29 protein-coding genes are annotated in these 23047 nt (G+C 68.4%); 13 read left to right on the top strand and 16 right to left on the bottom strand.

The features are described from left to right. Positions 1 to 100: 100 nt before the first annotated feature. The 8 genes from DEQ92_RS06485 to DEQ92_RS06515 all read right to left on the bottom strand — a co-directional run bounded on the left by DEQ92_RS06485 (position 101) and on the right by DEQ92_RS06515 (position 4175). Complete coding sequence (locus DEQ92_RS06485) at positions 101 to 493, bottom strand: helix-turn-helix domain-containing protein (protein WP_004973356.1); 393 nt, start codon at positions 491 to 493, stop codon at positions 101 to 103. 96 nt (positions 494 to 589) lie between these two features. Continuing rightward, positions 590 to 1237 carry a DNA-binding protein gene (locus DEQ92_RS06490; RefSeq protein ID WP_004973358.1) on the bottom strand — a complete coding sequence of 216 codons (648 nt, stop codon included), beginning with the start codon at positions 1235 to 1237 and terminating at the stop codon, positions 590 to 592. Between the two features lie 53 nt (positions 1238 to 1290). Beyond that, positions 1291 to 1752, bottom strand: a complete 462-nt coding sequence (locus tag DEQ92_RS06495; protein ID WP_004973359.1) for a pyridoxamine 5'-phosphate oxidase family protein — start codon at positions 1750 to 1752, stop codon at positions 1291 to 1293. 125 nt (positions 1753 to 1877) lie between these two features. Beyond that, positions 1878 to 2024, bottom strand: coding sequence for a hypothetical protein (locus DEQ92_RS23805; RefSeq protein WP_004973360.1), 147 nt, complete (start codon positions 2022 to 2024; stop codon positions 1878 to 1880). Positions 2025 to 2130: 106 nt separating this feature from the next. Continuing rightward, the gene (locus DEQ92_RS06500; protein WP_115820587.1) at positions 2131 to 2292 is read right to left on the bottom strand and encodes a zinc ribbon domain-containing protein; all 162 of its coding nucleotides are present in this window, start codon (positions 2290 to 2292) and stop codon (positions 2131 to 2133) included. Between the two features lie 31 nt (positions 2293 to 2323). After that, complete coding sequence (locus DEQ92_RS06505) at positions 2324 to 2725, bottom strand: helix-turn-helix domain-containing protein (RefSeq protein ID WP_115820588.1); 402 nt, start codon at positions 2723 to 2725, stop codon at positions 2324 to 2326. Positions 2726 to 2781: 56 nt separating this feature from the next. After that, positions 2782 to 3639 (bottom strand): DUF5995 family protein, encoded by an 858-nt coding sequence (locus DEQ92_RS06510; RefSeq protein WP_115820589.1) that lies wholly within the window; start codon positions 3637 to 3639, stop codon positions 2782 to 2784. 83 nt (positions 3640 to 3722) lie between these two features. Further along, positions 3723 to 4175, bottom strand: coding sequence for a pyridoxamine 5'-phosphate oxidase family protein (locus DEQ92_RS06515; protein WP_115820590.1), 453 nt, complete (start codon positions 4173 to 4175; stop codon positions 3723 to 3725). 155 nt (positions 4176 to 4330) lie between these two features. On the opposite strand from DEQ92_RS06515, the gene nucS reads away from it, so the two are divergent. Beyond that, positions 4331 to 5152: an endonuclease NucS gene (gene nucS / locus DEQ92_RS06520; RefSeq protein WP_115820591.1), complete on the top strand. Its 822-nt coding sequence runs from the start codon at positions 4331 to 4333 to the stop codon at positions 5150 to 5152. Position 5153: 1 nt separating this feature from the next. Here the strand turns inward: nucS and DEQ92_RS06525 are convergent, their stop codons facing one another. Continuing rightward, complete coding sequence (locus DEQ92_RS06525; protein ID WP_115820592.1) at positions 5154 to 5804, bottom strand: type 1 glutamine amidotransferase; 651 nt, start codon at positions 5802 to 5804, stop codon at positions 5154 to 5156. A gap of 205 nt (positions 5805 to 6009) precedes the next feature. Between DEQ92_RS06525 and DEQ92_RS06530 the strand changes: the two genes are divergently transcribed. After that, a complete protein-coding gene (locus DEQ92_RS06530) occupies positions 6010 to 6540 on the top strand; it encodes a 50S ribosomal protein L16 (protein WP_004973379.1) in 531 nt (176 codons plus the stop codon). Positions 6541 to 6625: 85 nt separating this feature from the next. Beyond that, positions 6626 to 7498 carry a RimK family alpha-L-glutamate ligase gene (locus tag DEQ92_RS06535; RefSeq protein ID WP_115820593.1) on the top strand — a complete coding sequence of 291 codons (873 nt, stop codon included), beginning with the start codon at positions 6626 to 6628 and terminating at the stop codon, positions 7496 to 7498. 23 nt (positions 7499 to 7521) lie between these two features. On the opposite strand, the gene DEQ92_RS06540 is transcribed toward DEQ92_RS06535, so the two are convergent. Beyond that, positions 7522 to 7884 (bottom strand): Hsp20/alpha crystallin family protein, encoded by a 363-nt coding sequence (locus tag DEQ92_RS06540; protein WP_004970480.1) that lies wholly within the window; start codon positions 7882 to 7884, stop codon positions 7522 to 7524. A 267-nt stretch (positions 7885 to 8151) separates the two neighbouring features. Here DEQ92_RS06540 and gap point away from each other — a divergent pair, with 267 nt between their 5' ends. Together gap and DEQ92_RS06550 are read left to right on the top strand one after the other, a co-directional pair. Continuing rightward, on the top strand, positions 8152 to 9204 hold the full coding sequence (gene gap, locus DEQ92_RS06545) for a type I glyceraldehyde-3-phosphate dehydrogenase (protein ID WP_004044440.1): 1053 nt from the start codon (positions 8152 to 8154) through the stop codon (positions 9202 to 9204). Between the two features lie 75 nt (positions 9205 to 9279). Next, a complete protein-coding gene (locus DEQ92_RS06550) occupies positions 9280 to 10485 on the top strand; it encodes a phosphoglycerate kinase (RefSeq protein ID WP_004973381.1) in 1206 nt (401 codons plus the stop codon). Positions 10486 to 10497: 12 nt separating this feature from the next. On the opposite strand, the gene DEQ92_RS06555 is transcribed toward DEQ92_RS06550, so the two are convergent. After that, positions 10498 to 10815 carry a hypothetical protein gene (locus tag DEQ92_RS06555; RefSeq protein WP_231608292.1) on the bottom strand — a complete coding sequence of 106 codons (318 nt, stop codon included), beginning with the start codon at positions 10813 to 10815 and terminating at the stop codon, positions 10498 to 10500. A 72-nt stretch (positions 10816 to 10887) separates the two neighbouring features. On the opposite strand from DEQ92_RS06555, the gene DEQ92_RS06560 reads away from it, so the two are divergent. Then, a complete protein-coding gene (locus DEQ92_RS06560; RefSeq protein ID WP_115804493.1) occupies positions 10888 to 11376 on the top strand; it encodes a metallophosphoesterase in 489 nt (162 codons plus the stop codon). 839 nt (positions 11377 to 12215) lie between these two features. Here the strand turns inward: DEQ92_RS06560 and DEQ92_RS06570 are convergent. Continuing rightward, a complete protein-coding gene (locus tag DEQ92_RS06570) occupies positions 12216 to 13283 on the bottom strand; it encodes a type II glyceraldehyde-3-phosphate dehydrogenase (protein ID WP_049904983.1) in 1068 nt (355 codons plus the stop codon). 189 nt (positions 13284 to 13472) lie between these two features. On the opposite strand from DEQ92_RS06570, the gene DEQ92_RS06575 reads away from it, so the two are divergent. The 4 genes from DEQ92_RS06575 to DEQ92_RS06590 all read left to right on the top strand — a co-directional run bounded on the left by DEQ92_RS06575 (position 13473) and on the right by DEQ92_RS06590 (position 16991). Beyond that, on the top strand, positions 13473 to 14432 hold the full coding sequence (locus tag DEQ92_RS06575; protein WP_004973391.1) for an aminopeptidase: 960 nt from the start codon (positions 13473 to 13475) through the stop codon (positions 14430 to 14432). A gap of 120 nt (positions 14433 to 14552) precedes the next feature. After that, positions 14553 to 15209 (top strand): HVO_0476 family zinc finger protein, encoded by a 657-nt coding sequence (locus DEQ92_RS06580; protein WP_004973393.1) that lies wholly within the window; start codon positions 14553 to 14555, stop codon positions 15207 to 15209. Positions 15210 to 15296: 87 nt separating this feature from the next. Beyond that, positions 15297 to 16235 (top strand): bifunctional 2-polyprenyl-6-hydroxyphenol methylase/3-demethylubiquinol 3-O-methyltransferase UbiG, encoded by a 939-nt coding sequence (locus tag DEQ92_RS06585; RefSeq protein ID WP_115820594.1) that lies wholly within the window; start codon positions 15297 to 15299, stop codon positions 16233 to 16235. A gap of 21 nt (positions 16236 to 16256) precedes the next feature. Further along, complete coding sequence (locus DEQ92_RS06590; protein WP_004973396.1) at positions 16257 to 16991, top strand: protein-L-isoaspartate O-methyltransferase; 735 nt, start codon at positions 16257 to 16259, stop codon at positions 16989 to 16991. Positions 16992 to 17039: 48 nt separating this feature from the next. Here DEQ92_RS06590 and DEQ92_RS06595 read toward each other — a convergent pair whose 3' ends face one another. Beyond that, on the bottom strand, positions 17040 to 17240 hold the full coding sequence (locus DEQ92_RS06595; protein WP_050458596.1) for a hypothetical protein: 201 nt from the start codon (positions 17238 to 17240) through the stop codon (positions 17040 to 17042). Positions 17241 to 17376: 136 nt separating this feature from the next. On the opposite strand from DEQ92_RS06595, the gene DEQ92_RS06600 reads away from it, so the two are divergent. Together DEQ92_RS06600 and DEQ92_RS06605 are read left to right on the top strand one after the other, a co-directional pair. Next, the gene (locus DEQ92_RS06600) at positions 17377 to 17652 is read left to right on the top strand and encodes a DUF2892 domain-containing protein (protein WP_004973397.1); all 276 of its coding nucleotides are present in this window, start codon (positions 17377 to 17379) and stop codon (positions 17650 to 17652) included. A 143-nt stretch (positions 17653 to 17795) separates the two neighbouring features. After that, a complete protein-coding gene (locus tag DEQ92_RS06605; protein WP_115820595.1) occupies positions 17796 to 19100 on the top strand; it encodes a hypothetical protein in 1305 nt (434 codons plus the stop codon). A gap of 17 nt (positions 19101 to 19117) precedes the next feature. Here the strand turns inward: DEQ92_RS06605 and DEQ92_RS06610 are convergent, their stop codons facing one another. Together DEQ92_RS06610 and DEQ92_RS06615 are read right to left on the bottom strand one after the other, a co-directional pair. Then, complete coding sequence (locus DEQ92_RS06610) at positions 19118 to 20221, bottom strand: pyridoxal-phosphate dependent enzyme (RefSeq protein WP_115804490.1); 1104 nt, start codon at positions 20219 to 20221, stop codon at positions 19118 to 19120. A 52-nt stretch (positions 20222 to 20273) separates the two neighbouring features. Then, complete coding sequence (locus tag DEQ92_RS06615; protein ID WP_004973402.1) at positions 20274 to 21230, bottom strand: succinylglutamate desuccinylase/aspartoacylase family protein; 957 nt, start codon at positions 21228 to 21230, stop codon at positions 20274 to 20276. Between the two features lie 70 nt (positions 21231 to 21300). Here DEQ92_RS06615 and DEQ92_RS06620 point away from each other — a divergent pair, with 70 nt between their 5' ends. After that, a complete protein-coding gene (locus DEQ92_RS06620) occupies positions 21301 to 21618 on the top strand; it encodes a hypothetical protein (protein ID WP_004973404.1) in 318 nt (105 codons plus the stop codon). Positions 21619 to 21687: 69 nt separating this feature from the next. Here DEQ92_RS06620 and DEQ92_RS06625 read toward each other — a convergent pair whose 3' ends face one another. Beyond that, positions 21688 to 22896 carry a potassium channel family protein gene (locus DEQ92_RS06625; protein ID WP_050458590.1) on the bottom strand — a complete coding sequence of 403 codons (1209 nt, stop codon included), beginning with the start codon at positions 22894 to 22896 and terminating at the stop codon, positions 21688 to 21690. Between the last annotated feature and the right edge of the window lie 151 nt (positions 22897 to 23047).

A 23047-nucleotide genomic window follows, 5' to 3' on the forward strand; every position in this document is an offset into this window, starting at 1 on the left:
ACAACCATACGACGAGTAGAATCTTAAGTAGGTACCGCAAATCGCGTCGGTTCGGCGCGGCCGGCGGGGAAACTCACGAGTGAAGAGGTGAGCGGAACGTTCAGACCGTCACCGACGCCGACTTCGCCACGTCGCGGTGCGAGACGCGGACCTCGACGCCCGACGGGGTGACGGAGACGGTCACGTCGTCGACGGTGCGTTCGTACTCGGCGGTGTGGCTGCCGGACCGGGAAACGCGCAGGCGCTTCGAGAGGAGGCCGGCGTCCACGAGCGGGTCGAGTTTTCGGTACGTCGTCGAGAGCGGGAGGTCGCACGCCTCCGAGAGTTCGCTCGCGGACCGGGCGACGCCGTCTGTCGCGTCGAGAATGCATCGGCAGTCGTCGTCTTCGAGAAGCGAAAAGAGCGCGTCGACCGCGGCGTGGTCGTCGACGACGCGGGGTTCGGACGAGGCGGTCGGGGAGCGGACGGCGAAGGGAAACGAGGCCTGACTCATACTTCTGTAGACTCGACGGACGGGGACCAACGGATAACCACGATAGCGTGGGACGTTTATATACTCGGGCGGACGCGGGCGCGGCCGTCTCGACCGCTACCCCTCTTCGAGGACGTCGCCGAGCAGCTTCGTCAGGGCGGCCGCGAGATGTTCCGAAAAGGTCGACTGGTTGATTTCGAGTTCGGCCGCAACCTCGGTCGCGTTGGCTCCGCGCGGGCGCTCGAAGTAGCCCATGTCGTAGGCCGTCTGGAGGACTTCGAGCTGACGGGCGGTGAGCTTCCCGCGGTCGACGAAGACGCTGTCGCCGGGGGCGTCGCCGGTGGGCGAGCGCACGAGGCGCTTGATGTCGAGTCCGGGAAAGCGGTCGCGAAGCTCGCCGATGACGGCCTGCAGCTGTTCGTAGTCGGCGGCGTGGAAGACGAGCGTCAGACTGCCGCGCTGGGCGAAGTAGCGGTCGACCGGACAGCCGAACTCGCCGAGGCACTCGCACGGGCAGCCGGCGCTCCCGTCGTGGGTGTAGCGGTAGAGGTGCTTCGAGCCGTAGGAGAAGATGGGGTCGAGCGCGGACGCCTCCGGCGGGTCGTCGGCCTCGAGGACGAACTCGGAGACGCTGACGTCGCCCGGTGTGGAGACGACGCTGGTCGAGACGGAGTCGACGACGGAGTCCGTCGAGTGAGCGACCGAGGCGACGGGGCAGACCGACGGCGAGTCGAATTCGACCGTGGCGCGGATACCGGCGGGCATGTGTTACGCGCGGGCGCGCCGGTGTTCGCCGCGGGACGCGACGACCGCGGACATTACTTGTCGGACTCCGCGGCGTCCAGTTCGACGGCCCGGCCGCCGAGCGTCTCGGGGTCGAGTTCGAACAGCTGGATGTCGAGGTCGCGCTTCGTCTCGCCCCAGATTTCGAACAGCGGGCGCTTGGCCTTGCCGTACTGGACGATGCGTTCGACGGTCAGCTCGTCGGGGTCGACGCGTTCGAGCGTCCCCTCGGCGATGATGCTCCGGTAGCTCCCGTCGTTCGACTCGTGGACGACGAGTCGGGCCCGCGGGGACGACGTGAGGAACTGCCGCTTTTCGCTTTCGGGCGTGGAGACGAGACGGAGATAGAAGCGACCGCTCTCGCCGTCGTAGCCGTAGGAGATTGGAATCGCGTATGGTTCGTCCGCCTTCGCGAGCGAGAGGACGCCCGTCTCGTGACGGGACAGGACCTCGCGTATCTCGTCGGGCGAGAGTTCGGTCTGTTGGTCCAGAGACATCGGTTCGTACCACCAGACTCGCGGCCGACGTAATTACTGTTACTTCTCGGCGGTGTCCGAGAGACCCCAATCGGGCGATATCGGCGGGGTCGGTCGCAGGCGCGACTCGCTCAGGCGGTCGAAAATCAGGTGGTCGAGAAGGCGTCGGTCGTGAGCGCGGCGCTGCAGATGACACAGCCGTTTTCGAGGAGGGCGTCGCGCATGGAGTCGTTGACCAGCATGGACTCCGCACACTCCGGGCAGACGAATGTGTAGTCCGCGCTGTCGCTCATGTGGTTCGTAGTACGCGTGGCACACGTATATGTAGCCTACTGTTTTTCGAACGCCGAGGGCGCGGTGGAGCGAACGCCCCAACCGGGCACGGAGAAGAATGGAACCTCACGCGGAACACGGAGCGAACGCCTCGGTCGAGGTCGGACTCCCGCAGATGGGACAGCCGCGTTCGAGGACCGCCGCGCGCATCCCGTCGTTGACGGCGAACCCCTCGCCGCACTGCGGGCACGTGAACTCGTAGTCGTCCGTCTGCGACGTGGCGCTCATCAGTCCACCTCCGGCGGTGCGAGCGTCGCCGTCATCGCGACCGCCCCTCTTCGCCGTCTTCGCCGCCGTCCGTGGCGACCTGCCGGAACGCGAGCGACACGCCGGCGTCGTCGAACGAAAACGAGAGCGTGTCGAAGGTGGTCGCGAACTCCCGCGGGTGGTGCGTCGCGGTCTGAATCCGCAGTCGCTCGTCGAGGAGCGACGCCTCGGTGAGCAGGTCGAGCTTCCGGTAGACCGTCGACAGCGGCACGTCGCAGAGGTCGGCGCACTCCTGCGCGGTCCGCGGGGCCCCGTCGCAGGCGGCGAGGATTCGCCGGCTGTCGCCGTCGCTGAGCGCAGAGAGGACGGCCGACGGCTCCGCGGCGACCTGCTGGGGTCGGGTCAGGTCGAGCGTCGATGCACCACGTGCGGCGAAAGCGGAAGAGGAGTTCATACTTCGATAGACGACGGACAACGGGAGGTATCTCCGCCCGCGCTATCCGGGGAGGTTTAAGTACTCGACCCGTCTCCGGCTTCGAGTTGGGCCAGTCTGCGGCGCACCGCGGGGTTCGAACTCGGCGCGAGGATGAAGTGGCCCGCACCCATCGTGAGACTCCGCAGGTACCAGTAGACCGCGCGCTCGACCGGGCGGAACCGGCCGTCGGTCAGCGCGACCGCGCCGCGCCACGCGTTCCGCCGCCCCTCGCGGAGCGTGAAAAACGACAGCGCCTCGTCGAACCGACCCAGCGACTCGTCGATGTCGGCGACGCCGTCGGCGTACCGCTCGGCGATGAGGTCCTGTTCCTCGTCGACGAGGCGGCGGAGGACCCGATTTATCCGGCGGTGGTCGTCGTACTTCGCGGGTCGGTCGGGGTCGATGCCGACCTCGTGGAGCGCCAGCGCGAGGTCGTAGTTCACGTGCGCGTTGACGCCGAGCAACACGTCCTGCACCACGAGCGACTCCCCGGCGAGCGCCGTCTCGAAGGAGAGTTGCCACGGGTCGGGCACGTCGTCGTGGTCGCCGCGCTCGAAGGCGCGGAACGCCCGGCGGTAGTGGTCCGCGAAGGTGACGAGGTAGTCGGCGACCCACTCGGGGTCGGTGAACTCGCCGCCGCCGAGTCCGCGGTCGACCTCGGCGGTCACGCGGACGTAGATGGTCAGGAAGGCGGCGCGGCGGTCGCCGCGGTCGTACAGGAGCGATTCGAGCGCCGACAGCCGCTCGTGGGCGTCGGCCACGTCCCGGAACGGCGCGTCGACGAGTTCGAGAACCTCCTCGGTCGCGTCGCGGGCGACGCCGGCGAGCGACGGGTTCGGCGTCCGCACCGCGGCCGCGAGCTTTCGTCCCTCCTCGAACGTCGTCCGTCGCATGGGTTGGCCGTCCAGACGGTCCCGCCTTCGATAACGATATCGGCGCGCACGCGCTCGCGACCGAGAATCCGCGGGTGGGACGCTCACGCCCGGCGCTGGAGACCGGACCGCGAGTCGATGCGAAGCTCCCACCCGAGGATGTCCTGCATCGGCTCCGTCTCCGAAAAGAGGGTCGGATACCAGGCGTTGTCTTCGAGCACGTCGTGGACGCGGTCCCAGTCGCCGTCGTCGACCCGGCGGAGTTCGCCGTCGACGACGACGCTCTCCCACTCGTCCCGCGAGGGAGCGTTCCAGACGGCGAAGCTCGAGCGGGCGGTCCGCTCGGCGAACTCGGTCTTCTTCGAGGACTCGCCGGGACGGAGGAAGACGAAGTAGAGTCGTCCCCGGTCGGCGTCGTAGCCGAACGAGAGGGGAATCCCGTAGGCGACGCCGTCGTCGGCGAGCGAGAGAACGCCGACGCCCTCCTCGCGGAGCAGGCGGTCTATCTCCTCCGACGGCATCTCGATTCGGTTGTGTTCGGCGAAGTCAGGGGCCATGGGAAATATACGCACGGAGATGGCATAAGCCTGCCAGCGACCCGGAGACCGGCGACCAGCGACCGACGGGCGGCCTCGGCGCGCTCGCTCGCTCGGCCCCGACGCGCGACGCGGGGCTTATCCCCGACGGCGACGAACCGCGGGACGACACCCGGATGACGGTGAACACACTCCACCGGCCGACGCACCGCGACGCCCTCGTCCACCTCGAAGCCGCCTTCGAACGCGGCGACATGGTGACCGTGTTCGGCCGGTGCACGGTCGACTACGACGGCCGCGCGACGAGCGAACTCGGCCCCGGCGACCGGCTCGTCGTCCTGAAGCCGGACGGCTCGATTCTGGTCCACACCGACGAGAAGCGGACGCCCGTCAACTGGCAGCCGCCGGGGTGTACCCACTCCGCGAGCGTCCGCGACGGCCGGCTTCGAGTCCGGAGCACACGCACGAGCCCCGACGAGCGACTCGACGTGCACTTCGAGCGCGTCGAGCAGTGTTCGGCCTACGCCGTGAACGACCGCAGCGACCTCGAACTGGTCGGCAGCGAGGAGGACCTGCGGCAGCACATCCTCTCGGACCCCGACATCCTCGAACCGGGCTTCGAGCCGCTCGAGACCGAGCGGCAGAGCGACGCGGGCGCAATCGACATCTTCGGCGAGGACGCCGACGGCGTCCCGGTCGTCGTGGAGTTGAAGCGCCGGCGCGTCGGCCCCTCGGCGGCGAGTCAGCTCCGACGGTACGTGGACGCGCTCCACCGCGAGTTCGGCGACGACGAGCCGGTTCGCGGCGTCCTCGTCGCTCCCTCGGTGACCGAGCGAGCGGCGGACATGCTCGACCGCGAGGGACTGGAGTTCGTCGCGCTCGACCCCGAGACGGGCGAGCCGCCGGCCGAGGAGGACGACGGCGAAACCGACGGGTCGGACGGGAACGGGGAGAGGGACGGAGCGGAAGAAGACGGCGCGGCCGACGATGAGGCCTAAATCAGTCCAGACCGGCGGCGGCGACGAAGTTCTCGACGGTCCGAGCGGCCGTCACGTCGTCGAAGTCGCGGTCGGCGTCGCCGTCGGGCCAGCCGAAGTCGTCGGCGATGCGGTCGAGGAGGTCGGCCGTGAACTCGGGGTGGTACTGGACCGTCCAGACGGGCGCGTCCTCGTGGCGCGTCGCGAGGTGGTCGTAGTAGTCCGCGGCGGCGACGGTCTCCATGCGGTCGCCGGGGGCGACGACGTAGTCGCCGTGGACCATCGGGATGCGTCCGGAGACGCCATCGAACAGGGGGTCGTCGCCGAGGTCGACGTCGGCGATGCCGCGGCGCTGGTCGCCGGCTTCGACGGTGCCACCGAGCGCGTCGTTGACGAGCTGGTGGCCGAAACAGACGCCGAGCGTGGGCAGTTCGCGGGCGACGAGGTCGCGAGCGAGCAGGCGCGCGTCGGCGAGCCACGGGCGCTCGTCGGCCTCGTAGATGCCCGCGGTGCTCCCGGTGAGCACGACGGCGTCGACGTTCGAGAGCGTCGGGAGGCCGTCGTCGGGGAGCGAGTGAACGGTCCCCTCGCGGCCGTCGAGGGCGAGGTCGGCGAGCGCGTCGGTGAAGTACGCGGGGCCGTCCGCAGGCATGCAGTCGCAGACGAGCAACATGGTCCGAACCGTAGCGACGGCGGCGCATAAGCGTGTCTCCCGGTCGCGGGGTCGACTCGCCCGCCGCCGGGGACCGGCGGGACTCGATACGGTTCGGTGGCCCATCGCGGCGAACCGACGTGCGAGCCCCTGACACGACCGCGGCGGGCGAATGAAGCTTCGAAGCGTTTTTAGCCCGCCTGACCCTTCGGTTTCACAAGTAACCATGTCAGACAAACCCGCCTCTATGTACCGGGAGATTACGAACCCGGCGTACACCCGACGCGAGTACATCACGGGTATCCCCGGTTCGAAGATCGCACAGCACAACATGGGCGACCTGAAAGCTGACCCCGAGGACTACCCCGTCCAGATCAGCCTGAAGGTCGAAGAGGAAGTGCAGATTCGCCACGGTTCGCTCGAATCCGCGCGTCTGTCTGCCAACCGTCTCATGCTCAAGCACGCGGGCGAAAAGCAGTACAAGATGATTCTGCGCAAGTTCCCGCACCACGTCATCCGCGAGAACAAGCAGGCGACCGGCGCGGGTGCGGACCGTGTCTCCGACGGGATGCGCCAGTCGTTCGGGAAGGTCGTCGGGACCGCCGCTCGCATCCCCAAGGGCGAGACCGTGTTCACCATCTACTGCGACGTCGAGGACGCCGCGACCGCGAAGGACGCCTTCCGCCGCGCGTACAACAAGATGTCGCCGCCGTGCCGCATCGTCGTCGAGCGCGGCGAAGAGCTGCTCGTCGCGTAAGTTCGCGACCTCGCGCCGGCGCGTGCTCGGAACGCGCCTCGCCTCGAACCCACCATTTTTCCCCCGGGACCCCGCCTCGTAGCGTATGCTTCGGTTGGCGGTCACCACCTCCAGCGAGACGTTCGAGCGAATGCGCGGCCCGCTCGGCGACCGCGGCATCGACGTGGGACACCTCCCCGCCGAGGGGTTCGCGCTCGACCTCTCGACGCCGCCGGCCGAGTCGTTCGACGCCGGCTTCGTCTACCCCTCGCGTCCGATGGAAGGCGGCGTCGTCACCGCCAGACACGACATCCCGTGGGTGAACACGCGCGAAGACGTGCTCACCTCGCGGAACAAGGCGGGCGTCATCGCGACGCTCGAACGCGCCGGGCTGCCGGTTCCGCGGAGCGTCTACGTCTCCAACCCGGCCGACGAGTCCGACCTGCTCGACGCCGTCGAGTCGGCAGGTCTCGACTATCCGGTCGTCGTCAAGCCGAACTCCACGACGCGGGGCGTCGGCATCGCCAAGGCCCACGACCCAGACTCGCTTTCGGGGCACGCGGACGTGCTGAGCCTCGTCCACGACTTCCGCGCGACCGGCGACAAGTCGTTCCTGATTCAGGAGTGGCTGCCGGACGCCAGCGACTACCGCGCGATGGTGCTCGACGGCGAGGTCGTCGGCGCGGTGGAGCGCCGACTGACGGAGCGCGCGCGCGACGGCGGGCGCTGGAAGCACAACGTCCACCGGGGCGCGGAGGCGGTCGGGACGGACCTCCCGAAGCGACACCGCGACCTCGCCGAAGCGGTCGCCGACGAGTTGGGCATCCGCTATCTCGGGGTTGACCTGCTGGAATCCGACGGGCGGGTCGTCGTCTCGGAGACGAACGCCCGGCCGACCATCGACGACGACGCGAAGTACGACGACGGCTTTTTCGACCGACTGGCGGCGCTCGTCGAGCGGGTCGCAAAGAAGTCCTGAGCGGGCCGCGCGAAGTCGAGTCGCTACTCGACGTCGATTGCGGCGGAGTCCTCGGCGCGGTCGAACGTGACCTGCAGGACGCCGTTGTTGAAGGTGGCCGATGCGGAGTGCTCGTCGACGCGGGCCGGGAGGCGGATGCGTTCGTCGTACTCGCGGCGGTCACCGGCGGCGCTGATAGTCAGCGTCTCACCGTCGCACTTGAGGTCGATGGCGTCTTTGTCGACGCCCGGGAGGTCCGCGACGAGTCGGAGTGTAGAGCCCTCATCGTACACGTCGATGTGGGTCTCGGAGGCGAATCCGGCGTCGCCTCCGGTCATGTCGTTCATCATCCGTTCGATTTCGTCGAAGATGTTGTCGAACGGGTCGTCGCGGTCGTCTCTGACCATGGGGGCCGCTATGAAATCGGAGGATAAAACGTTTCTGCCTGTGACAGTCACCTGGCAGCGAACCGCCAGTATTCGGCCGCGAGCGACCGTCTACGGACGGACGGCGCGTCCCCGTGCGGGCGTGTCAACTCTCGTCCGTGTCTGATTGGTTGTGTTTGTTTCTGTGTCAATATTGATCGCTGATGAAAGGTAACGTTCGATTCAGTCGGATTTACCGAAACAGATATACTCTTGCGCCCGGCATATCAATACGGATACTACTCGAACATGAGTGAAAAATCCTACCTCAGCGCGGGCGAGAACGTGGATGAATCGGACGTGGTGCGGGTGGCACTCAACGGCTTCGGCCGCATCGGCCGAAACATCTTCCGTGCCGTCCTCGACAACCCGAAGGTCGAACTGGTCGCCATCAACGACGTCATGGACTTCGACGACATGGCGTACCTCGCGAAGTACGACTCCGTCATGGGCCGACTCGACGGCGTCGAGCGCGACGGCGATTCGCTGTCCATCGGCGGCACCTCGGTGAGCCTCTACAACGTCCAGTCCCCCGCGGAGCTTCCGTGGGGCGAACTCGACGTGGACGTGGCGCTCGAATGTACGGGCATCTTCCGCACGAAGGAAGACGCCTCCGCACACCTCGAAGCGGGCGCGGACAAGGTCGTCATCTCCGCGCCGCCGAAGGGCGACGAGCCGGTCAAGCAGATCGTCTACGGCGTCAACCACGACGAGTACGACGGCGAGGACATCGTCTCGAACGCCTCCTGTACGACCAACTCCGTCACGCCGGTCGCGAAGGTGCTCGACGAGGAGTTCGGCATCGAGAACGGTCTCCTGACGACCGTCCACGCCTACACGGGCAGCCAGAACCTCATCGACAGCCCCCACGCGAAGCAGCGCCGCGGGCGCGCCGCCGCCGAGAACATCGTCCCGACGACGACCGGCGCGGCGCAGGCGGCCACCGAGATTCTGCCCCAGCTCGACGGCAAGCTCGACGGCATGGCGATTCGCGTCCCCGTGCCGAACGGCTCGCTCACCGAGCTCGTCGTCCGCCTCGAAGACAAGCCCTCCGTCGAGGAGATCAACGACGCCTTCCGCGCCGCGGCCGACTCCGGCCCGCTCGCGGGCGTCCTCGGCTACACGGACGACGAAGTCACCTCGCGTGACATCCTCGGCCTGCCGTTCTCCAGCACCGTCGACCTCAACACGACGAACCAGGTCAACGACGGCGGCCTCTACAAGATTCTGACGTGGTACGACAACGAGTACGGCTTCTCCAACCGGATGCTCGACGTCGCCCACTTCGTCACCCACCAGTAGACGCCCCCACGAACCGCCCGCCCTTTCAGCGCGACTTACCCACCACTAAGTAATTCCTCTACGTCCTTCCACCCGATGTTCAAGACCCTCGATGACCTCGACCCGGAGCAGCGCGTACTCGTCCGACTCGACCTCAATTCGCCGGTCGAAGACGGCGAGGTCCAAGACAACCGACGGTTCGACCGCCACGCGGAGACCGTCCGCGAACTCGCCGAGGCCGGCCACCGCGTCGTCCTCATGGCCCATCAGGGCCGTCCCGGCGACGACGACTTCGTCTCGCTCGAACAGCACGCCGACATCCTCGCGAGCCACATCGGCCGCGACGTGGGATTCGTCGCCGACACCTACGGCGACGAGGCCATCGCCGCCATCGACGCGCTCGAAGCCGGCGAGGTGCTCCTCCTCGAAAACACGCGGATGTGCGACGAGGAGCTTCCCGAGGAGGACCCCGAGGTCAAGGCCGACACCGAGTTCGTCCGGACCCTCGCCGAGCACGTCGACGCCTACGTCAACGACGCCTACTCGGCGGCCCACCGCTCGCACGCCTCGCTGGTCGGCTTCCCGCTCGTGCTCCCCGCCTACGCGGGGCGCGTGATGCAGACGGAGTACGAGGCCAACTCATCTATCGCCACCCGCGAGTTCGACGGGCAGGTGACGATGGTCGTCGGCGGGACGAAGGCCACCGACGTCATCGACGTGATGAACAACCTCGGCGACAAGGTCGACCAGTTCCTCTTGGGCGGCATCGCCGGCGAACTGTTCCTCCGCGCCGCCGGCAACGACGTGGGCTTCGACCTCGAGGGCATGGACTTCTTCGACGACCAGTGGGAGGCGAACCGCGAGACTATCGAGTCGCTCCTCGACGAGCGCGGCGACCAGATTAAGCTCGCCGTCGACCTCGCCTACGAGGACGAGACCGACGACCGCGGCGAAATCGCGGTCGCCAACATCACGGAGAAGGACCGCGCGTACCTCGACGTCGGCTCGATGACGGTCGACGAGTACGACCCCATCATCCGCGACTCCGAGGCCGTGTTCGTGAAGGGCGCACTCGGTCTGTTCGAAGACGAGCGCTTCGCGGTCGGCACGACCGGCGTCCTCCGCGCCATCGCCGAGACCGACTGCTTCTCCGTCGTCGGCGGCGGCGACACCTCCCGCGCCATCGAGATGTACGGCATGGACGAAGGCGACTTCGGCCACGTCTCCATCGCCGGCGGCGCGTACATCCGCGCGCTGACCGGCGCGCCGCTCGCCGGCGTCGAGGCGCTGCAGCAGGACTGAATCCGCGCAGCGTCACCCGTCTCTCTTCTCGGCGAACACGCCGGCCGCGCCATCGACGAGAATCGCGACGCCGCCCGCGAAGACCAACAACGTGAGGAGTCCGCCGACGGCGTTGTCGTCGGGGAAATTTCCCGAGGCGCGAACCGCCAGCGTCCACCCGGCGCTGAACGCCGCGTAGCCCGCCATCGCCGCGCCGATGACGACGTTCGTGCCGCCGCCGAGCGTCACGCTGAGCGCCGGCGACCCGACTTCCCCGGCGTCGTCGGCGGCGGTCTCGTCGGAGCCGTCCGTCTCGCTCGCGTCGCCGTCGGTGCCGTCTCGTTCTGACACGCCCCGAACGGGGACCGCGCGGGACATAAGTGTCACCCAACGTTGATAGCCGACGCCGCCGAACCGACGCGCATGAAACTCGGCGTCGTCTCCGACACGCATGACAACCTCGACTACGTCGAAGCCGCGGTCTCGCACTTCGAATCCGAGGGCGTGGACGCGGTCGTCCACTGCGGCGATATCGTCGCGCCCTTCTCGGCCGCGCCGTTCGACGCGGACTTCGACTTCCACGCCGTCCGCGGCAACAACGACGGCGAGTGGGCGCTCCGCGAGACGGTGGACTCGTTCGGCACCTACCACGACGACTTCGCGCACCTGACGCTCGACGGCCAAGAGATAGCGGTCTACCACGGCACCGAGGCCGGCCTGGTCGACGCGCTCGTCGAGTCCGAGACGTACGACTTCGTCCTGCGCGGCCACACCCACGAGCGGGTGGTCGAACACCGCGGGAAGACGACGCACATCAACCCCGGTGGCCTGCCGATTCCCGGCGCGGACGACGAGTTCCACGTCGCGGTCGTGGACCTCGACACCGGGAACGTGGCGTCGCGGTCGCTCTGAGGGAGCGAAGCGAGTGGGAGGCCCGTTTGGTTTTCCCAGTCAGCTGTTTGTCGTGTGAAACAGCTGCTCGGTAGTGCGTACGAACGTTCCGACTCTTATTCGACGATCTCGAATGGTGCGGCGAGTGCGATTCCCGTATCGTTATCGGAGAATCCCCAGTAGATGAATCGGTACGTTCCTGCCGTATGTATCGTACACCGTTGAAATGGCCCCCAGAAGTCGTTCGCACTGAGTTCCATCTCCCATCGGAGCTCGTCGCCAGGGGCCAGTATTTGTTCAGAGGATGACCACTCGTACTCGTCTCGCACACCGATTGTGTTTCGCCACGTCCCCTTATCGACCAAGCGCTGAATCATGTATCGTGGTTTCCCGAGTGTGGTGAGGGAGTCAGTAGACTCGTTTGTGAGCGTCGCGACGAATTGCTCACCTGGCGAGATAGATTGTGGCACTGTCAGAGACGCATATCGAAGGTAGTCCACTATCGGTCGATTGGTAAACACGTCCCCAACGTCTCGATAACCCGAAGGACAGACGTTCTGGTCACGTCGCGTAATAGTATTGAGGCACCCAGACAGGGCCGCCGTTCCGATTGCACCGGCGAGTGCGAGAAATCGGCGGCGGGGAAGAGGAGGGCTCATATCAGTAACAGACGCTACTGCCGTCATATATTTATTCTAACCTGATACCGATGAATCCGACACCCCACGCGCTGGACTAGTTGAGATGTGGTTTCTCTGTACTAACCGCACAGCGTCAGACGACACCGTCTGCTGCGGATTCGAACAGCCGAATGGGTGAAAAAGCCGCGACTGCACCGAACTGAGCGGGCGATTCGCCGATTAGTCGTCGGCGAACTCCGCGCGCGCCTGCTCAGCGAATCCGGACGGACTACCGGAGATACCGATACCGAGCGTCTGGTCCGTGAGTTCCATGCTCGTCTGCTGGTCTTCGACGTCGAACATCGCGCGGATGGCGTCGACGTTCTCGGGAATCACGTCGGACTGCTGGTGGATGGCCTGGAACAGGTAGAGGTCCCGGCCGTTGACGCCGATGGACTCGCCCCATACGCAGTTTTCCCACATGTCGCCGCGCGGGCGGCCCGCGTCGAGCGCGAAGTCCATGAGCTTGCCCGCGCCGTCGATGCCCATCCCCTCCGGGATGACGTAGACGCGGTTCTCGCCTTCGAGCAGTTGCCGGACGTGCGCGCCGGTCACGTCGTCTTCGAGCGTGACGTTGAGCGCGTGGACGTGCATCAGCGTCGCCGGGACCTTCAGCCCGAGCGTGTCGATTTCGAGGTCCGGGAAGATGGTCTTCACGTCGGGGCCGTGGTGCGAGGGAATCTTGATGGGGTTCGGGAGAATGTCGTTTATCGGCCCGCGGGAGTTCTGACCGGGGTCGCCGCCGCGGCGGACGAGCGTCGCCCGGACCTTCTCGACGCCGTACTCGGCTTCGAGCGGCGCGATGATGCGCGAGAGACCGGTCGTGTTACACGAGACGACGCGGACGTAGTCGGCGTCGCGGGCGGCGTCGAAGTTGGCCCGCGCGTTGAAGCTCACGTCGGCCACGTCGGCGTCCTCGCCGCCCTGGAAGATGGCGGGCGTGTGGTGCGTCTCGTACAGTTCGCGGTTCTCCGCGCCGATGCCCGACGGCGTGCAGTCGACGATGACGTCCGCCTTGGCGACCAGTTCGTCCACCTCGCCGGCGAGGTCGACGCCAGCCTCGGAGAACAGCGGTGAACGTTCGGGAATCGCGGCGTACATCGGGTAGCCGCGTTCGCCCGCGGTGTGCGCTTCGAAGTTGGGCTGGGTCTTGGCCACGCCGATGAGTTCCATGTCGGGCTGCGCGTTGATCGCGTCGGCGACGCGCTTTCCGATTGTGCCGTAGCCGTTGACACCCACTCGTATCATGGGTGACAAACGACCGGGCCCGACCATAGTTATTTCGATGGTTAATACTTAGAAATTAACTCTCGGGCGAGTGAGTCCCTCGATTACCTCCGAGGCGAGTGAAACCGACGGTTCGGGGCGACGGGGCGGAAACCGAGCGCGAGGGGGCAGATGGGAACGCCTAACAGCGCCGGCGGCGCAGGTTCTCCCATGCCCGAATCCGACGCAGACCTCCGCGCCGCCAGCGAGACGGCGGTCCGCCAGTGTCTCGACCTCCAGCCCGACGAGTCGCTCGTCGTCGTCACCGACGACAAGCGCGAGCGCATCGGCGAAGCGCTCTACGAGGTCGCCGGCGAGGTGACCGACGACGCCACAATCGTCCGCTACCCGCCGGGCAACCAACACGGCGAGGAGCCGCCCGCGCCGGTCGCTGCCGCGATGAAGTCCTGCGACGCCTTCCTCGCGCCGACGACGAAGAGCCTGAGCCACACCCGCGCTCGCGGCGACGCCTGCGATGCCGGCGCTCGCGGCGCGACGCTTCCGGGCATCACCGAGGAGGTGTTCGTCACCGGCCTCGACGCCGACTACGACGCCATCTACGACCACAGCGCGGCGATGCTCGACGCCGTCGGCGACGCCGACGAACTCCGCGTCACGACCGAGAAGGGCACGGACATCACGTTCGTCCGCGGCGACCGCGAGTGGCTCGCCGACACCGGCGCAATCGCAGCGGCCGGTTCGTTCTCGAACCTCCCCGCGGGCGAAATCTTCCTCAGCCCCGCGTCCGCGACGGGCACCTACGTCGTCGACGGGACGATGATGCCCCACGGCCTCCTCGACGAGGGACGGGAACTCCGCTTCGAGGTCGAAGACGGCTACGTCACGGAGATTTCCGACGACGACATCCGCGAGCAGGTCGAGGCCGCGGCCGAGGAGGTCGGCGACGACGCCTACAACCTCGCCGAAATCGGCATCGGCACGAACGTCGGCGTGACCGACCTCGTCGGCTCCGTCCTGCTCGACGAGAAGGCCGCGGGCACGGTCCACATCGCCATCGGCGACGACGCCGGCATCGGCGGCGACACCGACGCGCCGCTCCACCTCGACGGTATCATCCGCGAGCCGACGGTGTACGCCGACGGCGAGGAAGTCGACCTGCCGCAGCCCTGAGCGGGTTCGCGCCGCGACCGCGGCCGGTTCGTCCGTGCGTCCGACGGGACACCTGCCACCGACTCCCACGCCGAAACGGAGAAAGGCGGCTTTTTACGGCCTGATGGGCTAGCGACCCGTATGAGCCTACCCGACGCCGGCGAGCGCGTCCCCCTCTCCTGCCCGACGTGTTCGCCCGACGAACCCACCGTCCACGAGGTGCTGAAGCCCGGCGGTCACTCGACCGTCCGGTGTACCGAATGCGGCCACGTCCACAAGGAGAACGTCGAGATTCCCGACGAAATCGAGATGAACGTCGTCGTCTCGCAGGACGGCGACTCCGTCTCGACCGGGGTGCCCGCGCCGGTCGGCGCGACCGTCGAGGTCGGCGACGAGTTCATCGTCGACACGCCCGAGGCGATTCAGCTCGTGCGCATCACGGGCATCGAAGTCGGCCCCGAACAGCGCGCCGACGAGGCCGCGGTCGGAGACGTGAAGACCGTCTGGACCCGCGTCGTCGACAACGTCGCGGTCAACGTCACCATCCACCCGAAGGACGGCAAGCGCGAGGACACCCGCAGCGTCACCGTCAACGTCCCCGGCGACTACGAGTTCGTCGTCGGCGAGACCGAGTCGTTCGGCGACGAGGAGGTCGAAATCGAAGGCCTCGTCGTCCGCTCGGACGCCCCGGAGTACCGCCACGGTAAGCTCGACCACCCCGGCGACATGGTGTACGCGAAGGACGCGAAACGCGTCTACGCCCGCGACCAGAGCTCGGCGGCGTGGTCGGCCTGGTAAGACGGAACCGAACCACACCGACCCGCCGACGAGCCGTTCCGCTCGCCCAACGCACGACCTTTTGTCTCCCGACCCGTCGGTGCGACCATGCCTACCCGCGACCGGTCGCAGTCGTCGGTCGAATCGCTCGCGCTCCTGTGGGCCGCCCGCGAGAGCGGCGTCATCGACGCGCTCACGACGAGCGCCGGCACCGCCGAGGACGTGGCCGAGACCGCCGGTATCGACCCCCGAGCCGCCCGCATCACCGTCGAGGCGCTGGCCGCGATGGGCTTCATCAAGCGCGTCGGCGACGAGTACGAGATAACCAACCGCGCGCTCGGCTTCCTCGCCAAGCGCGACGTGCGCTCCATCGGTCGCCTCCCGCACGCGCTCGACCGCTTTTCGCTCTACGCCGACCTCCCGGAGACGATGGCGACCGGCGAGTCGCCTGCGTTTCCGGACGACTGGCTTCGGAACCGACTCGGCGCGCACGACGCCGCCGGGGAGTCGGTCGTCCGCGCCTGCGTGACCGCCGCGGTCCGCGAGGCCCCCGACGCGACGCGCGTCCTCGACCTCGGCGGCGCGTCGGGCGTCTTCGCCCGCGAGTTCGTCGCCCGCGGCCGCGACGTGACGCTCGTCGACGACGCGGACACCGTCGAAGTCGTCCGGCCGCTCCTCTCGCGCGCCGGCGTTGACCTCGTCGCGGGCGACCCGACCGACCCGCCGGCGACGGGATTCGGCCTCGTCTTCGCCGGCGACGCCTTCGCCGGGCGCGACCCCGAGGGCGCGCGGGCGCTCGTCTCGGGCGCGCACGACGCCCTCGAACCCGGCGGTGCGGCGGTGTTCGTCGATAGTCTCCACGGGCGCTGCTCGACCGAGGCGACCGCGGGGCGGGCGGTGGACGCGCTCGCCACGGGCCGCGGCGACCTCCACGACGAGCCGACGGTTCGCTCGTGGGTCGAATCGGCCGGATTCGGCGGCTGTACGGTCCGAGACGTGCCGGGAACCGACCTGCAGGCGGTCGTCGGCGAGCGTGCGGTTGATTAGGACCGACCTCCGAGTTCGGCTATGGACAACTCGGTGCTGCGCGACGACATGGTCGACGGCCTGGAGCACTCGCTGGAGTCGCTCCCGGAGGCCGTCTCCATCGCCATGCGCAGCGTCCCGCGACACGAGTTCGTCACCGACTCGCCGTATCAGAACCGCCCGACCGAGCACCGCGACACGAACACGACCATCCTCGCGCCGACGACGGTCGCGCGCCTCCTCTCCGCGCTCGACCCCCAGCCGGACGACGAGGTGCTCGTCGTCGGCGCGGGCGTCGGCTACACCGCCGCGGTCCTCGCCGAAATCGTCGGCGACGCTCACGTCCACGCGGTCGACATCACGCGCTCTCTGGTGTACGAGGCGCGCGAGAACCTCCAGCGCGCCGGCTACGGCGGCGTCCTCGTGGACTGCCGCGACGGCGCGGAGGGGCTGGCCGACTACGCGCCTTTCGACCGCATCCTCGTCGAGGCCTCGGCGGTCCGCCCGCCCGCGCGACTCCTCGCGCAACTCGCCGACGACGGCCGACTCGTCATGCCGAAAGGCGTCGGCGAGCAGACGCTCGTCGCCGTCGAGGACGGCGAGGTGGCCGAATCGTTCGGCCCGCTGTCGTTCAAACCGCTGCTCGTGGACGGCGAGCAGACGGGGAGCATCGTCAGAAACCGGACGCGACGCGAGGACCCCGAGTACGAGGGCCGGGGCTGGCACGCCGGCCACGGCTGGGAACAAGACTGGATAGACTGGGGCGGTCGCGGATAGGAGACGGAACGACGCTGGCGGGTCGGGACGGGCGCGGCAGGCCGACGGCTACGTCGCGCCTTCGAGGTAGCCGTACCGGAGCCCCTGAATCGCGGTGGCGAGCGTCCAGACGGCCATCGCGAGACACATCGCCCAGAGGACGCCGAGAATTTCGAAGCCGCTGATGAGGGCGTAAATCACGAGCGTGAGCGTCAGAAACCGACCGATCGTGTCGTCTTCGCCGGGGAGGAGGAACGCGAGCCGGGACATACGCGGGGAGACGCGGCCGAGGGAGTTAGTGTTTGCCGACGTGTCGGCCGGCCCGACAGTCACGCTTCTCCGGGCGCGGGAACCACCAATGTACGATTTAGCCGCGGAGCGCGTAGTTAGAGCCGGTGAATCAACCATGGAGAAGAACGTCGGCGGCTACGACCGCATCGCGCGCGCCGTCCTCGGACCGGTGCTCATCGTCGTCGGGGCGGCGAGCCTCGCGGGCTTCCTGACCATCGCGGCCGGGACCCTCGGACTCGTCGTCGCGGTCGCGGCGCTCCTCGTCGGAGCGGTCCTCGCGGCCACGGCGGTCACCCAGAAGTGCCCGCTGAACGCCCTGCTGGGCTTCAACACCTACGAGGGCGCGAAGACGACCGAGACCGAATCCGCGGGCAAGCCCCGCGCGCAATAATCATTTTCGAGTGAGATGCGGGCATCGGCCCGTGTTCCGATGTGTGAGCCGCGCAAGCGGACGCCTCGCAGCCAGCCCGAATTATCAAAACAGATAGCTCGCGGGAAACACCTTTCTCGCCCCTCCCGAGACCAGGAGTAGCGATGACGCCACCACTCCCGACGCGGGAACAGCTCCCGGACGACCTCCTCGAACGGGCCAACTGGGTCGGGTGGCGGACACAGACGCGCGGTGGAGCGGAAACGACGGTTCTGAAGGACGCGACCGGCGGGCCCGCGTCGGTGACCGACCCGTCGACGTGGACGACGTTCGACGAGGCGCTCGCGTCCGCGCGGGACGGCCCCGCCGACGGGGTGGGGTACGTCTTCACCGACGACGACCCGTTCGTCGTCGTCGACATCGGCGAGTGCCGGGACAGCGAGACCGGCGCGACCGAGCGCTGGGCGTGGGAACTCGTCGACCGCCTCGACTCCCGCACGGAGGTAAATCCCTCGGGGACGGGGTATCACGTCCTCGTCCGCGGGACGCTCCCGTCGGGGAGTGACCGAGCCGGAAGCCTCGGACTCTCGGACGACGCGGGCTTTTTCCCCGTGACCGGCGACCGACTCGAGGGCACGTCCGCGGCGATTGCCGAGCGGAGCGACGTGCTCGCAGCGATTCACGGCGCGTACTTCGAATCCGACCCGGAGCCGTCGCCGACCCCGGCGGTCGAGTCGGTCGCGCCGGATTCGGACCGAGCGCCCGTCGACGCACGTCTCGACGAGGTGAGCGGCCCGGGCAACGACCTCGCGGACGACGAGGTTATCGACCGCGCGTCGACCGCCGTGAACGGCGTGAAGTTCACCCATCTGTGGCGGGGGGACACGAGCGGCTACGACGACCGCGACGAGGCTGACGCGGCGCTGTGTTCGATTCTCGCGTTCTGGACGGCCGGCGACGCGCGCCAGATGTGCCGCCTGTTTCGGGACTGCGGGCTCTTTCGGCCGAAGTGGGACGAGGTGGCGCACGCGGACGGGTCGACCTACGGCGCGAAGACGGTCCACCGCGCGATTCGAGAGACGAGCGAGTTCTACGACCCGTCCGGCTGGTCGAGCGCGGTTCGGCCCGCGGCGACGCCCACGGACGAGGACCGACGGGGGGACGGCCGGTCCGACAGCGCGCTCGACGGGCGGTCCGACGACCCGGGGAGTGAGCCACGAGGACCGCCGCCGACCACCGCGTCGCCGGTCGGCGAGCGCGACGCGTTCGACCGCTTCAGCGAGCTCCGGGCGCGGCTCGACGAGGCTGTCGACGAGAACCAGCGACTCCGCGACGAACTCGACGCGGAGCGCGAGCGACGACGCGACCTCGAAGCCCGAGGACGCGGCGGGGCCGGAGAGACAGACGAAAAAGCGGGGCGCGGGTGGTCGCTGTTCGACTGGCTTCGGTCGCGAGCGACGCTACGTTAGCCGTGTTCTGAGCTGATTCACGACTTGAGTCCGCTTCCGGTGAGCGGCACGACCACGTCGGCGTCGCGGTCGAGGACGCCCGAGAGCCGCAGTTCGCGGAGCGCCGCGGGCGCGACGGCGCAGGTCGGCTCCGTGTAGAAGCCGTGGCGGTGGAGCCTGTCGAGTTCGTCTTCGACCGCGTCGGACGAGAGCGCGATGGCGTCGCCGCCGGTGTCGTCGAGCGCCTCGTGAATCTGTGCCTCGCGGACGGGTTCGAGAATCTGGATGCCGTCGGCCACGTCGTTGGTCTCGTCGGGCGTGTGGTGGCGGGCGTCGGCGATGGGCGAGTAGCCGGCGGCCTGCGCGCCGTACAGTTCGGGCATCCGGTCGGTCCAGCCCGCCTCGTAGAGCGCGCGGAAGCCGCGGTACGCGCCGAGGAAGAGCGTCCCGTGGCCGAGCGGCGTGACGACCGCGTCGGGGACAGACCAGTCGCGCTGGGCGGCGATTTCGTAGGCGACAGTGGCCGTCCCCGCGAAGAAGGCGGGGTTCCACGCGTGGCTCGCGTACCACGCGTCGTCGGCCTCGACGGCCTCGACGCAGGCGTCGGTCACGTCCTGCCGGGTGCCTTCGATGCGGACCGGTTTGGCCCCGGCGCGCTCGATGGCGCGGAGCTTCGAGGGCTTGACCGACGCGGGCACGTAGATTTCGGCGTCGATGCCGGCGCGCGCGGCGTAGGTCGCGACGGCGGCCCCCGCGTTGCCCGACGAGTCCTCGACGACGCGCTCGACGCCGAGTTCGGCGGCGAGAGAGAGCATCGTCGTCGCGCCGCGGTCCTTGAACGAGCCGGAGGGGAAGACGTACTCCAGTTTGAACGAGGCCTCCCACTCGGCGGCGTCGACGAGGGGCGTCATCCCCTCGCCGAGGGTCGCGCGCGGCTCGGTCGGAAGGAACTCGTCGAACGCCCAGAGCCCGTCGCGGTAGTCGAGGTCGGCGTCGCCGGGGGCGGCCGCCGACGGCGTCGGGTCGGCCGCGAAGTCCAGCGGCTCGCCGCAGGTGCAGCGCCAGCGCCACGCGTCGTACGTCTCGCCGCAGGCGTCGCACGCGAGTCGGAGCCGAGCGGGGAGGTCGTGTGATGTCGTCATGGGAAGTGAGGTGGGTGTGAGGTGAGGTGGTACGGGTGAAGTGAGCCAGCAGTCAGTACGTGTCGAGGTCGATGCCGACCGAGCAGACGTACTCGCCGGAGGCGACCTGCGGGAGGCGGCGCGCCCGCCAGAAGATGCCGTCGTGGTCGGCGGTGACGCGGGCTTTGAGCTTCCCGAACACGTCCGTCACCTCGAAGACCACGTCGCCGGCGGAGACGCGCTCGCCGAGGTCGCGCTTGAACCGGACGAGGCCGCCGACCGGCGAGCCGTACTGGTCGAAGCCGCGGGCGCGGGTCTGGGCTTCGAGCTCCACGTCGCCGTCGAGGAAGTCGTAGCCGCGGAGGACGTTGTAGACGCCGCGGACGCCCTTCTCGATGCTCTCTTCGTCCCAGCCGACGCACCCGCCGAGTTCGGGGTCGATAGTCGGGATGCCGGCGTCCGGGCCGGCGCGGGCGAGCTGGCCGTCCGGGCCCTTCTGGTCGAGGACGTAGCCGCAGCCGAACGTCTTGGCGAGCCGGAGGCATTTCGCGTGCATCCGGTGGTGGCGGCCGCAGCGGACGCGGACCTCGTCTATCATCTGGCTCGTCGAGCCCTGATGGAGGTCGACGATGAGGTCGGCGTCGCGGGCGGCGGCGAACGTCGCGGCCGCGATGCGCTCCGAGGAGGTGCCGCGCTCGTCGCCGGGGTACGCCCGGTTCATCTTCGTGTCGTCTATCGGGTTGCGGTGCTGTGCGACCTGAAAGGCGTGGTAGTTGACGATGCCGACGACGAGAATCGCGCCGGAAATCTCCGCGGGGTCGAGCTGCGGGACGACCCGCTGGATGACGCCGACGCCGTTGAGTTCGTCTCCGTCCGAGGCCGCCTGCATGTAGAGCGTCTTGCCCGACGACGCGCCGTTGATGACGGCGACGGGTAGGCCGACGCTCCCGCCGTCGCGGGACTCGCCGACTTCGAGACGGCCCACGTCCATCTCCCCGGGGGCCGCACTCGCCGTTCCCAAGGTAATCATATCGCCAACCTCGGACCGGCCTCCCTTTAGGGGTTCGGTCCGCTGAGCCCCCGAGGAAAGCGTTGCCGCTATGGTCTCGCGGCCGCTACCGGCGACCGTGACAGACGACGTTCCCGAACGGCCGCCGACGGGGGGACTGGTACAGGCGCTTGACGTGCCACGAAACGCCGCTATCGGGGCGGCCGTCGGCCTCGCGTTGGCCGTCGTCGCCTACCTCTTTCGGGTCCTCGAACTGTTCGGCCCGTTCGCCGGCACCCGCGAGTACCCGATACTCGGCCCCGAGGGCTGGTTCCTCATCCTCGCGTTCGTCCTCGCCTCAGCGACGGCGCTGCTCGTCGCGACAGTGCTCACGCTCGTCTCGGCGTATCGACTGAGTAAAACGCTCTGAGCCGTCGAATCGGTCGGGTCGGTCGAGTCTGGCTGAGTCGGGTCGGCCTGGACCGGCTCGGTCCCCGGCCTACTCGTCGAACTCGCGCTCGTCGCCGACGAGTTCGCCCAGTCGCTCCGCGCCGGCTCTGGTCCCCTTCGCGATGATGAGGTCGCCGCCGTGGAGCCGCGTTTCCGACCCCGGCGAGACGACCCACTCGCGGCCGCCGGCCCGGCGGACGGCGATGACGCGCATCCCCGTCTCGGACTTGACGCGCCGGTCGCCGAGGGTCGCCTCCGCGAGGTCGCTTTTCGGGGCGACCCGCAGGCGGATGATGACCTCGTCGGACTCCTTGACCGCGGCGGCGACGACCGGGTGGGCGTCGATGCCGCGGAGGACGCCCTCGGCGATTTCGAGCGCGGCGTCGGAAATCATCTCGGTCGCGCTCGCGAGTTGGACGAGTCCGCGGAGCGAGACGGGGTCTTCGACCCGACTCGCCGCGCGGAGCGTCCACGCCTCGAACCGGGACTTGAGCGCGTCCACCTCGGCTTCGAGCTCCTCGACCTCCTCGGCGACGCCCTCGCTGTCGAACAGCACCGCGCCGTAGGCGAGGTCGACCGCGAGTTCGCTCATGTCCTTCATCAGGACGATGGAGTCGACGGCGCGTTCGAGGTCCTCGATGGTCGGCTCCGGCACGTCCGGCGGGTCGTATCGGAGGCCCGTGGCGGCCTCGTGGACGGTCTGGAGGCCGTCGTCGCGGCCGCGGAGGAGGAGCACGTCGCCGGCGCGAAGCGCCGTCTCGTGGTCGGGGTTCGTCACCCACTCGCCGGCGCGGTGGATGGCGACGACGCGGACGCCCGTCTCGGTCTCCATGTTGATGTCGCCGAGCGTGCGACCCGCGTACGGCGACTCGTCGGTGAGTTCGCACCGAATCGTCGTCTCGACCGCCTCCGGAAGCGCCGCGCGGATGGCGTCCGGGAGGCCGATGTCCTCGATGACGACCTTGGCGATGTCGCCCGCTGCGTCCGAAATCTTCTCGGCCGCGCCGACGACGCCGAGGACGGGCGCGAGTTCCTCCGCGTCCTCGGGGCTCCGGGCCGCCATCATCAGGCTCATTCGCGCCTGCAGTTGGAGGATGTCCATCCGCTCTTCGAGGTCGAGGACCTCGGCCGCGAGGTCGTCGTTCGCGTGGAGGACGGCGGAGTACGAGAGGTCGATGAGTAACTCCGCGGTGTCTTTCATCTCGGCGAGGACGGCCTTGACGCTGACAGGCTCGTACTCGATGTCCTCCGGATTCATGCGCCCGCCTTCACGACGGGACGGCAAAAGGCTTGCCAGGAATAGTGGTGCCACGTGGTTCGAGAGAACTACGTCGCGGGCGCATATGACTCCGCGGGTCGCCCGAACCGCGCGCGGCTCCCTCGGTGAACCCCGTATAAGGGCACCGAAA

Source organism: Haloferax sp. Atlit-6N, assembly GCF_003383195.1.
Lineage (GTDB): Archaea > Halobacteriota > Halobacteria > Halobacteriales > Haloferacaceae > Haloferax > Haloferax gibbonsii.